This is a genomic window from Staphylococcus sp. McC-251-APC-3A2, from assembly GCF_009695665.1.
GTDB lineage: Bacteria > Bacillota > Bacilli > Staphylococcales > Staphylococcaceae > Staphylococcus > Staphylococcus cohnii.
On sequence record NZ_VUNO01000001.1, the window covers coordinates 117,089 to 128,807 of the forward strand.

An 11,719-nucleotide genomic window follows, 5' to 3' on the forward strand; every position below is an offset into this window, starting at 1 on the left:
CCCCAATGCTTATGATTGTCAAGTTTAGCAAATTTTCAGAAAATATAAAAGTGTAAAAATTTAAAATTATTAAATATATTCAAATTTCAAATAATATGTAAGGGCATACATTGTTAATATAATCATATTCCGTCATACGTAAAATGATTGCAAAATTATTTTAATATAGGTTCTATTTTGACGTCGACATTGCCTCTTATAGAATTTGAAATCATACAATTATTGTCTGCAATCTTTAGTAACTTTGGTAGTTTCTTTTTTAATTGTTCTTTCTGAGTTGTATCCACTTTTATTTCAGGATAATGTGTAATCGTGTCCATTTTAAATTTAGCATTTTCAAATATAGCTAATCCAATTGTTGACTGTTGGATATCTATCTGTGTAAAACCTGAACGTTCTAATACAGCTGCAAGGGAAATGATATAACAAGATGATGCTGCCGAAACTAGTAACTCATCAGGATTCGTACCAGTTCCATTTCCTCCTAAACCTGCTGGGATAGATATTTGTTCATCTAAAACATCACCAGATAGTTTACCGACTGATTCACGTCCATCTGCCCATTTTGTAGTTACTTTAAATTGATGTTGGACCATTGCTTTGACCTCCAATGTTTTTATGATAACTTAAGTTTAGATGATTCTACTTTATATTGAAAGGGGAGGGCACTTTTTATGTCATTTGAATTCGAAAATCATCACATAATGTTAGTTGCGCATCGTGGCTTGGCAATGGATTATCCAGAAAATACTATCATTGCAATTCAAGCTGCCCTTCAAAGCAATGCAGATATATTAGAGATAGATTTACATAAAACGCGGGACGGTCAGTTAGTTGTGTTACATGATGATTCTATTGACAGAACATCCGATGGTAGTGGGAAGGTTAAAGAACAAACACTTAATGATTTAAGAAGATTTGATTATGGCATAAATAGTAGTCCAAGATATACAAAACAAACATTGCCTACATTAGATGAAGTATTAACATTAATCAAAGCATCGCCCAAGTTATTATTAATAGAAATGAAACAACCTAAAAACTATCCTGGCATTGAAAAAGATTTAATAGATAAATTAAAGCAATATGAATTAAATAAAAATCAAGTGATCATTCAATCATTTGATCAAAATTTTATAAAACAACTATATCTGAAACATTATGGTTATCGATTAGGTGTTTTACTTAGCAAAAAACGATATTGGTATAAAATGCCATCTTTTAAAAAAATAGCTGAATATGCTGACTATGTTAATCCACACTACTCATTAGTGACGGAAGCGTTTATGAAGAAGGCACATGACTATGGATTGAAAGTAATGCCTTATACTGTTAATGAAAAAAGGCAAGCGATAAAACTGATACGTATTGGTGTAGATGGCCTTATTTCTGACAAACCACATCGCTTATTTTGTTAAGTCAATGATTAGTTTTAAATAAAAGTTTGAGGTATCACTTTATCCGTTCTGTTAATGCGTAGATTTAAATTGGAATATATTATCAAAATTGACATGGTATAGACATCGAAGTAACTTTTTTAACATGCAGTCTGACAAGGGAAGATAACTTAGATTTCAAGATTAGTTAAGCTAAAGCTCATGGATAAGTCCCACTAACTCAATAAATTGAGAAGTGGGACTTATGCATGTTATTTAGCGAATATTTTCTATAATTTTGTTGTTTAAATGTAGATTCTATTTACATTACAAAAGTAAGTTTCATTTACAGTTATACGTTTATTTTTGTTGGTTAATCCAATCATCTCTTAAAAGTCCCATTACATGGCAATCATTATATTTTCCCCGTGTATAGAAATGTTCTTGTAAGGTACCTTCAATTTTAAAGTTTTGTTTTTGGTAAATATGTACAGCTTTTTCGTTCGTAACGTATACAAATAAATATATTTTATGAAGGTTTAACACTAAAAAGGCATAATCTATAGCCATTTTAAATGCTTGAGAGGCGTATCCTTTACCACCATATCCTTCATCCACGATAATTTGTATTTCGCAATTGCTATGTATAAAATCAATTTCTACTAATTCAACGACTCCGATACGTTCAGAATCATTTTCAATAATAAATCTTCTTTCAGATTCATCTAATAGATGTTTTTTGTAGAGTGATTGTAATTCACTTAGAGACTGATAAGGTTCTTCAAACCAATAAGACATAATGGAATATTCATTATTTAAATGATGTACAAAGTCTAAATCTGTTTCTTCTAAAGCTCTGATTTTCAATGATAACACTCCTTTTTACTAAATATAAACAAAGTGAAGTAAAAAGTAAAATTGAAAGGGCGTGCAGAGGGGATGTTATATCTTTCTTTAACATTTAGTGAATGCAATGGCAAACATGAAGAAGAGCTTTAATATAGCATAATGGTTCATTGCATATGAATTAGAATGGAGAAATAAAAAAACACCGACAAAAAATTGTCGGTGTTTGAGTATGAAACTTATTATCTTGAGTAGTACTCAACGATAAGTTGTTCATTGATTTCAGCTGGTAATTCACTACGTTCAGGAATGCGAATGAATTTACCTTTTAAGTTGTCTGCATCAAATTCTAAGTAATCAGGTACAAAGTTGTTGATTTCAACAGATTCAGCAATGAGATCTAATTTAGCAGATTTTTCACGTACTGAAACTTCTTGACCAGGTTTAAGTGTGTATGACGGAATGTCAACACGTTTACCATCAACTTCGATATGACCGTGGTTAACGATTTGACGTGCTTGACGACGTGTACGAGCTAAACCTAATGAATATACAACTGCATCTAAACGTGCAGCAAGTAATTGCATGAAGTTTTCACCGTGTACACCATGTTGGTTACCAGCGATTTCGAATGTGTTACGGAATTGTCTTTCAGTCATGCCATATAAATAACGTAATTTTTGTTTTTCACGTAATTGTAAACCATACTCTGACATTTTTTTACGTTGGTTAGGACCGTGTTGTCCTGGTGCGTATGGACGTTTTTCTAATTCTTTACCTGTGCCACTTAAAGAAATACCTAAGCGACGAGATTTTTTCCAGTTTGAACCTCTGAATCGAGCCATAAATTGACTCCTCCTTTTTCTCTTTTATTGTTATGAAAAAACAAAAAAGAGTGTTGTATGCTTAATTGGATATATTGTTTTATGTGTCCTCGCCTCATAGCTACGGTTACACGGCACGCCCACTTTGGGAACAACATAGCGCCAATTAATATACAACTGCTAATTTCGTTTATTCACACAAAGAACATTATACCATGATATATTAATCTGTCAATAGTCGACTTTGCGTTTTGTTTGTTTGTGACAGATAAGCATGCAATTTATGCTAATTGTTGTTCAATGATTTTTACAATTGCTTCTAATCCTTGTTTATCTTCATTATTAAAACGGTTTGTGATAGGTGCATCTATATCTAAAACACCTATTACATTATTATCTTTATGAATCGGTACTACAATTTCAGATTTACTGTTAGCATCGCAGGCAATATGACCAGGAAACGCATTAACGTCTTCTACTAACTGTGTTTTATCTTGGGTCACAGCAGTACCACATACCCCTTTACCAATAGCGATATGTACACAAGCAGGATGCCCTTGAAATGGTCCGAGAATCAATTCGTTATCTTCTATTAAATAAAAGCCAATCCAGTTAATTTGATCTATTGAGTCATTTAATAATGCTGATACATTACTTAGGATAGCAATCATATTTGACTCATCTTCAATTAAACTTGAAACTTGTTTTTGTAATAAATCATAATTTGTTTCAGTGACCTCTAGCATAAAAAAACCTCACTTTTTACTTTTCATTTATTATAAAGACTGTTTTAATAGTAATCAATCAATAGATTTTAGAAGTTTTTCAAAATATCGTTATACATATGATTTAGGTGAGAATGAACTTATGATTAATTTTAAATAATTGAGGTGATTCACTCATTTTCTCTTTAATGGGTAGGTATCTTACGTTATAATGAATAGTGATAAAATAGGAGGAGAAAACATATGGTATTGTATGTCATTTTAGCAATTATTGTCATTATACTGATTATTGTCGGTGTATTATTCTATATGCGTTCCAACAAAAGCCAAATGATTGAAAAGGCTGAAACGCGTAAATCAAAAGTAGAACAATTACCCTATGATGAAAGTCTATCTCAATTATCTGAGCTAACTTTAACTGGGGAAACAAAAACGACTTATAACGGTTTAAAACAAAATGCATTAGATAGTAAAAATCAATATTTATTGCCAGTAGAAGAAAAAATTCATCAAGCGGAAGGATTACTTGATAAATTTAAGTTTTCACAAGCTCAAACTGAGATTGATGAAGCACATGAACTAATGGATAAATATGAAGAAAACTACAACGAACTTAATTCAAATATTGAAAACATTTTAAATCTACATAAAGAAAGTGACCACTTATATGAAGAATGTAAGGTGGATTATCGTGAAATGAAGCGTGATGTGTTAGCCAATAGACACCAATTCGGTGAAGCGGCTGCTCCATTGGAACAAGAAATTGAAACTTTTGTTCCAGAGATGGAAACATACGAAACATTAAAAGAAGACGGCAACTATAACCAAGCGTATGATCACATCAAAACACTTAATGAAGATATGAATTATCTTAAAAAAGATATGGATGAAATTCCTGAATTAATTAGAGAAGCACAAAAGGAATTACCAGGTCAATTCCAAGATTTAAAATATGGATGTCGAGATTTGAAAGTCGAAGGTTATGATTTAGACCATGTCAAAATTGATAGCTCATTACAGACGCTTAAAACAGAATTGAGTTTCGTAGAACCGATGATTAGTAGGTTAGAATTAGACGAAGCAAATGATAAATTAAATAGTATCAATGATCGTCTTGATGAAATGTATGAATTAATCGAACATGAAGTGAAAGCAAAAAATGAAGTAGAAGAAACAAAAGAAGTCATCACAGATAATTTATTTAGAGCTAAAGAAATGAATTATACATTACAAACTGAAATTGAATATGTGCGTGAAAATTATTATATAAATGAAAGTGATGTTCAAAACGTCAGACAGTTTGAAAATGAAATTCAGAGTATGATTTCAGTTTATGATGAAATTCTACAAGAAATGGCAAAGTCAGCTGTAAGATATAGCGAAGTTCAAGATAATTTGAAATATATCGCAGAACATGTTGATGTTATCAATGAAAAACAAGAAAAATTACAAAATCATTTAATTCAACTTCGCGAAGATGAAGCAGAAGCAGAAGAAAATATCTTGCGTGTACAAAGTAAAAAAGAAGAAGTTTATAGAAAACTCTTGGCGTCAAATTTACCAAGTGTACCTGAAAGATTCATCATTATGAAAAATGAAATAGACTACGAAGTACGTGAAGTAAATAAAAAATTCAGTGTAAGACCGATTCATGTAAAACAACTTAAAGATAAAGTATCTAAAGTAGTCTTACAAATGAATAAATTTGAAGATGAAGCTACAGATGTCCTCGTTAATGCAGTTTATGCTGAAAAATTAATCGAATATGGGAACCGTTATCGTAAAGAAAGTTCAAATATTGATAAAAGTCTTAACGAAGCGGAACGTTTATTTAAAAACAATCGTTACAAACGCTCAATTGAAATATCTGAACAAGCGCTTGAAAGTGTAGAACCGGGCGTTACAAAACAAATTGAATCACAAGTTATTAACTAAATAATAGTAATCTTATTTGAGGCTGGAACATTTTTATGTTCCAGCCTCGAATAATTTGTTGGACGTAGATGTTCGCATTAATAGATTATTAATATTTAATGGTCATTCAAAAATTTATTTCGATAGTGATGAAGAAATTATATTTTAAAAATCAATTTCTGTTTCACTCTCTTTTCTTTTTAATAAAAGCGAGTATAATGCTAAAAGGGAAACTTTAAAATATGAAATGAAATGTTGACATAAAATATAAATATGAAGCGTTTAAAAATATAAAATGATATACAATTGGAGTGAAAACATTGATTTATCTTGATAATGCAGCGACAACAAAACCAAGACAAGACGTATTAGATACCTATTTAAAAGTAAATGAGTCGTTATATTTTAATCCTAATAGCCCACATAAAGCAGGTATACAAGCAGAGCAGTTATTACAACAATCAAAAGATCAAATCAAAGAGCTATTTAAATTAGAAAAAGATTTTGATATTGTATTTACAAGTGGAGCAACTGAATCGAATAATATTGCAATTAAAGGAATTGCATACAAGAAAAAGGCATTTGCAAATGTCATAATTACCTCTGTTTTAGAACATCCTTCTGTTTTAGAGGTAGTACGTTCATTGGAAACTGAAGGGTTCGAAATAAGATATGTAAATATTACAAAGGATGGACAAATTGATTTAGAACATTTGGAATCGTTAATGTCAGACAAAGTAGCACTCGTGACTTGTATGCATGTCAATAATATTATGGGACAAATTCAACCTGTCGAAGCAGTGTCAAAAATAGTCCATCAATACCCTAAAGCACATTTGCATGTCGATGCAGTACAAGCAATAGGTAAAATTGGTTTGAATTTTGAAGCTGCTGACACACTGAGTTTAAGTGGTCACAAATTTCATGGTTTAAAAGGGCAAGGTCTTTTATTTGTTCGTAATTTACATCAAATTGAGCCAATTGTGCATGGTGGCGGTCAAGAGTATGGACTTAGAAGTGGCACAGTCAATCTTCCTATTGATATAGCTATCATAAAAGCTTTAAAGATCGCTGCTAAAGAAAGTACGCAACTGTATGAAAAACTAAGTGAGTTCAATCAAGAAATTATACGATTTTTAAATGAATTTACTGGCGTGAAAGTTAATTCTCCTAGCGGTGCATCACCACATATTTTGAATGTTGGCTTTCCGGGTGTGAAAGGTGAGGTTTTAGTAAATGCATTTTCAAAATATGATATTATGCTTTCTACTACAAGTGCGTGTTCATCCAAAAAAGCTTCATTGAACGAGGTGCTTTTAGCAATGGATATTCCAAAAAAGCAAATAGAAGGCAGTATTAGAATATCGATGGGTGCCAACACTACCGCAGAAGATATTCGTGATTTTAAAGAGAAATTTAAGCTTGTATATGAAGAAGTGAAGGAGTTGTTAATATGATTTATGATCACATTTTAGTGAGATATGGTGAGTTGACTTTAAAAGGTGCTAACCGTAAAATGTTTGTTAATAAATTACGTTCGAATGTCAAACGTGCATTAATGCCACTGCAAGGATATAACGTCAAAGCCAATAGAGATAGAATGTACATTGAATTGTATGAAGGTGCAGATATTGAAGAAATGTGTCGTCGACTAGAAAAAGTATTTGGTATTTATTCTATTAGTCCTGTATTGAAAATTGATAAAACAATAGAAGCAGTACGTGATTTAGCAGTAAAATTTGCACAAGGTTATGCACATGGAGATACATTTAAGATTGATGTCAAACGTTCAGATAAAAACTTTCCGTTTGATACATATCAATTGCAAAAAGAACTCGGTGGTACAGTGCTAAACGCTACTGATAATCTAACAGTAGACGTACATAACCCGAACCATACGATTAAAGTAGAGGTTCGATTAGACGCTATTTATGTATATGATAAAGTAATTGCTGGATCTGGTGGATTACCAGTCGGTACAGGCGGTAAGACATTACTTATGTTATCAGGAGGTATAGATTCTCCAGTAGCTGGTATTGAAGTTATGAGAAGAGGCGTTACTGTAGAAGCCATTCATTTTCATAGTCCACCATTTACGAGTGAAAAGGCTAAGGACAAAGTAATTGAACTTACAAGAATCATGTCCGCTCATGTAGGTCCTATAAAATTGCATATCGTGCCATTCACTGCTTTACAAAAACAAATAAACAAAGTGGTACATGAGCGCTATACGATGACTTCAACACGTAGAATGATGATGAGAGTAGCGGACAAGCTTGTGCATGATATTGAAGGACATGCCATAGTAAATGGAGAGAATTTAGGGCAGGTTGCAAGTCAAACCCTTAAGAGTATGTATGCTATCAATCATGTGACGTCTACACCAATTTTACGACCGCTTTTAACATTAGATAAAGAAGACATTGTGAAGAAAGCTAAAGAAATTGGCACATTTGACGTATCTATCCAACCATATGAAGATTGTTGTACAATCTTTACACCTAAAAATCCTGTGACGGAGCCAGATATTGAAAAGGTGGAAAAATTTGAAACAGTGTATGATTTTGAACCACTTGTACAGGAAGCATTTGAACAAATAGAAACATTAACAATTACGCCAGACTATCAAAGTGAAAAAGATACTGAAACGCAAGCACTGGCAGATGATTTATTTTAACTTTTATTATGAATATTCAATTCCATACAAACAACATTAGCTAATCAGACATAAGAATAAAACAGACAGGGGATGGAATTATGCTAGATTGGGATATTTCAATCGTTCTTATAATTATACTTCTAGGGTTTTTAGCAGCGTTTATTGATGCTGTTGTAGGTGGCGGTGGTTTAATTTCTATTCCGGCATTATTAGCTGTTGGTATGCCACCAGCCGTCGCTTTGGGTACAAATAAATTAGCAAGTTCATTTGGTTCACTCACAAGTGCATTTCGTTTTTTGAGATCGGGTAATGTCGATTTGAAGATAGTAGGAAAGTTATTTCCATTTGTATTTATTTTGGCAATTTGTGGCGCGAGTGTAGCCACATTTCTACCAGCCGAGCTTTTAAAACCACTGGTTATCATTATTTTGACCTTAGTCATGATTTATACATTGGTGAAAAAAGATTGGGGCAATGTACGTACATATACAAAATTGACATTTGGTAAAGCAATTTTATTTGTAAGTATTATGTCGCTTATTGGATTTTATGATGGTTTTTTAGGTGGCGGCACTGGCTCATTTATGCTTTTTATTCTACTTATGTTCGGTTTTGATTTTTTAGGCGCTGCTGGCAATGCAAAAGTATTAAATTTTGCTTCTAACTTAGGCGCTTTAATTTTGTTTATGATATTAGATCAAGTTGACTATTTTTATGGTTTGATTATGGCAGTAAGTATGATTTGCGGATCGTATGTTGGGGCGACATTCGCAATTAAAAAAGGTGTCAGTTATGTAAAAACTTTATTTATTGTAGTAACTGCTGTTTTGATTATTAAAAATGCTTACGATTATATTATGCAATTAATCAATTGATCATGTTGAAAATTAAACTGTAATACTTCAATGGTATTCGGGTGTGCGCATGTGGCTGAGACAAAAAAATGTCTCAGCTTTTTTCATTTTAAAACGATTTGTTTTCTATATCACTCAGATCTTCCTCTTATTTTATTTTTCTTATAAAGGTATACATTGTTTAATTGATTATGTTTAAATTGTATTTGGAACGATTGAAAAAATATTCTGGGAGTGAATACGTTATGTCGAAAAAAAGAATAATAGCAATAGTACTTGCCGTAATAATCGTGCTTGGTGGTATTGTTATGAGTTCGATATCTACTGTGATATCTTCGCTTTTTAGTGAAGATGGCATGTCGGAAATGGATCCTTTTACTGAAACGGTAGAATCAGAAGGTGACAGTTCAAAACGCATTGTACACCTAACTTTAAATGGTGAAATTAGTGAAGGTACTGGTGAAGGAATGTTTGGAAGTTCTGGTTATAATCATGAAGCATTTCTTAAACAGTTGGATAAAGTGAAAAAAGATAGCTCGATAAAAGGTGTTTTATTAACCGTTAATACACCTGGCGGAGGTACATACCCAAGTGATGAAATTTATAAAAAAATTGAAGAAATAAAACAAAAACATAAAAAAGTTTATGTACATATGGATGCGATGGCTGCGTCTGGTGGATATTATATTTCTGCTCCTGCCGATAAAATATATGCTGGCCCTCAATCTACTACTGGATCCATTGGCGTTATTATGTCAAATGTTGATTATTCTGGATTACAAGAAAAACTAGGCATTAAGGAAAATGTCATTAAATCTGGTGAACATAAAGATATTATGAGTAGCTCTCGAGAAATGACTAATGAGGAAAAAGATATTTTGCAATCTGTATTAGATGATAGTTATGAAAGATTTATTAATATTGTTGCAGAAGGTAGAGATATGCCAAAGAAAAAGGTTGAAAAGTTAGCTGATGGACGTATTTATAGTGCGCAACAAGCCGAAAAGAACGGTTTGATTGATGAAATTGGTTATAACGATAATGCGTTAAAAGCACTTAAAAATGACATAAAAGCAAAGGATGCAGAAGTGTTTAAATATAGTGCAGATGAAGGCTGGTTTAGTTCTATCTATTCAACTAAATCAACACTAGATCAATTCAAAAATGAATTAAGTGATTTGAAATCAATTATAAGCAATGATACAGAAGCTGAACCTATGTATCTATATAAAGGTTAGGTGTATAAAATGGAGCAGTATACAAATGAACAAACTTTACAGACAACTCCAGAAAATGATAAATCTGATATAGAAGCAATGTATCATAAACAATTAGCACAGTCTGTATATGCAGGTTTTGGTATAAGGTTTTGGAGTTTTATTATTGATTTACTCATTATATTTGGTATACAGGGTCTGATATTGAAACCGATATATCATTTTACGCATATTGATGAACTTAAGTTATGGATTGAATATTTTAGCCTAGGACACATTTTAGATGCGGTTGTATTTTATCTATACTTTGTATTATTAACTAAATTTTTCAAACAAACGATAGGTAAAATGATTTGTAACATTCGGGTAGAAAGGATAGATCGTCAATCACTTACATGGGCAGATGTGTTATTTAGGGAGTGGATTGGACGTATTATAAGTCGCGTGTTATTTAATTTACCTTACTTAGTTATTTTGTTTACAAATAAACACAGAGGTATTCATGATATCTTCGCTGACACGGTCGTAATCAGAAATAAATACGAAAAATTATTTTATTTTAAAAAATAAAAGTAAACTTTAGTTATCTATGAGTTTATTTTGAGACGATAGATGGGTATACTATGGTAGTAAGAACTATTTAATAGGAGGGCGTGCAACATGGCACAAATTACATTCAAACAAGAACCAGTAACACTATATGGTTCACAAGTAAAAAAAGGAGAATATGCGCCAGATTTTACTGTTTTAGATAATGATTTAAATGAAGTTAATTTAGAAACTTATGCCGGACAAAAAAAATTAATTAGCGTTGTTCCGTCTATAGATACAGGTGTTTGTGATCAACAAACACGTAAATTTAATGAAGAAGCTGCTAAAGAAGATGGTGTAGTTTTAACAATTTCTGCAGACTTACCATTTGCACAAAAAAGATGGTGTGCGTCAAATGGCTTAGAAAATGTAATCACATTGAGCGATCATAGAAACTTATCTTTCGGTAAAACATACGGTGTTGTTATGGAAGAATTACGTTTATTAGCACGTTCTGTTTTCGTTTTAGATAAAAACAATAAAGTAGTTTATACTGAAATTGTTTCTGAAGGCACAAATTTCCCAGACTTTGATGCTGCATTAGAAGCTTATCGTAGTCTATAAATTATATAATATTGTCACATGATTATACTAGTAAAACTCATAAAACAGTATCGTTGACATTATAAATTAAACTGTCCATAATTATTTGGTAATATAAGTTAGGGTACTGACTTAATTTCAATTAAATTATGGACAGTTTTTTTAGAAAG

At 31.8% G+C, this 11,719-nt stretch carries 12 protein-coding genes; 8 read left to right on the plus strand and 4 right to left on the minus strand.

All coding sequences use genetic code 11. The features are described from left to right. Positions 1 to 155: 155 nt before the first annotated feature. Positions 156 to 596, minus strand: coding sequence for an SACOL1771 family peroxiredoxin (locus FYJ81_RS00695; protein WP_107383801.1), 441 nt, complete (start codon positions 594 to 596; stop codon positions 156 to 158). A 78-nt stretch (positions 597 to 674) separates the two neighbouring features. Here FYJ81_RS00695 and FYJ81_RS00700 point away from each other — a divergent pair, with 78 nt between their 5' ends. Next, the gene (locus FYJ81_RS00700) at positions 675 to 1,418 is read left to right on the plus strand and encodes a glycerophosphodiester phosphodiesterase (protein ID WP_107383800.1); all 744 of its coding nucleotides are present in this window, start codon (positions 675 to 677) and stop codon (positions 1,416 to 1,418) included. A 318-nt stretch (positions 1,419 to 1,736) separates the two neighbouring features. Here the strand turns inward: FYJ81_RS00700 and FYJ81_RS00705 are convergent, their stop codons facing one another. The 3 genes from FYJ81_RS00705 to FYJ81_RS00715 all read right to left on the minus strand — a co-directional run bounded on the left by FYJ81_RS00705 (position 1,737) and on the right by FYJ81_RS00715 (position 3,792). Further along, the gene (locus tag FYJ81_RS00705; protein ID WP_154409213.1) at positions 1,737 to 2,243 is read right to left on the minus strand and encodes a GNAT family N-acetyltransferase; all 507 of its coding nucleotides are present in this window, start codon (positions 2,241 to 2,243) and stop codon (positions 1,737 to 1,739) included. 221 nt (positions 2,244 to 2,464) lie between these two features. Beyond that, positions 2,465 to 3,067: a 30S ribosomal protein S4 gene (gene rpsD / locus FYJ81_RS00710; protein ID WP_154409214.1), complete on the minus strand. Its 603-nt coding sequence runs from the start codon at positions 3,065 to 3,067 to the stop codon at positions 2,465 to 2,467. A 260-nt stretch (positions 3,068 to 3,327) separates the two neighbouring features. Then, entirely contained in the window at positions 3,328 to 3,792 is a 465-nt protein-coding gene (locus FYJ81_RS00715; protein ID WP_107386425.1) for a GAF domain-containing protein, read from the minus strand. Between the two features lie 222 nt (positions 3,793 to 4,014). On the opposite strand from FYJ81_RS00715, the gene ezrA reads away from it, so the two are divergent. The 7 genes from ezrA (at position 4,015) to tpx (ending at position 11,570) form a co-directional block, all read left to right on the plus strand. Beyond that, complete coding sequence (gene ezrA / locus FYJ81_RS00720) at positions 4,015 to 5,706, plus strand: septation ring formation regulator EzrA (RefSeq protein WP_107383797.1); 1,692 nt, start codon at positions 4,015 to 4,017, stop codon at positions 5,704 to 5,706. Positions 5,707 to 6,005: 299 nt separating this feature from the next. Continuing rightward, positions 6,006 to 7,142: a cysteine desulfurase family protein gene (locus FYJ81_RS00725; protein ID WP_107383796.1), complete on the plus strand. Its 1,137-nt coding sequence runs from the start codon at positions 6,006 to 6,008 to the stop codon at positions 7,140 to 7,142. After that, entirely contained in the window at positions 7,139 to 8,362 is a 1,224-nt protein-coding gene (gene thiI / locus FYJ81_RS00730; RefSeq protein WP_107383795.1) for a tRNA uracil 4-sulfurtransferase ThiI, read from the plus strand. Before FYJ81_RS00725 ends, thiI begins: the two co-directional genes overlap by 4 nt. 80 nt (positions 8,363 to 8,442) lie before the next feature. Then, positions 8,443 to 9,219: a sulfite exporter TauE/SafE family protein gene (locus FYJ81_RS00735; protein ID WP_107383794.1), complete on the plus strand. Its 777-nt coding sequence runs from the start codon at positions 8,443 to 8,445 to the stop codon at positions 9,217 to 9,219. A 224-nt stretch (positions 9,220 to 9,443) separates the two neighbouring features. Continuing rightward, positions 9,444 to 10,436 carry a signal peptide peptidase SppA gene (sppA, locus tag FYJ81_RS00740; protein WP_107383793.1) on the plus strand — a complete coding sequence of 331 codons (993 nt, stop codon included), beginning with the start codon at positions 9,444 to 9,446 and terminating at the stop codon, positions 10,434 to 10,436. A gap of 9 nt (positions 10,437 to 10,445) precedes the next feature. Then, the gene (locus FYJ81_RS00745) at positions 10,446 to 10,985 is read left to right on the plus strand and encodes an RDD family protein (protein ID WP_107383792.1); all 540 of its coding nucleotides are present in this window, start codon (positions 10,446 to 10,448) and stop codon (positions 10,983 to 10,985) included. Between the two features lie 90 nt (positions 10,986 to 11,075). Continuing rightward, positions 11,076 to 11,570, plus strand: coding sequence for a thiol peroxidase (gene tpx / locus FYJ81_RS00750; protein WP_154409215.1), 495 nt, complete (start codon positions 11,076 to 11,078; stop codon positions 11,568 to 11,570). The last annotated feature ends 149 nt before the right edge of the window (positions 11,571 to 11,719 follow it).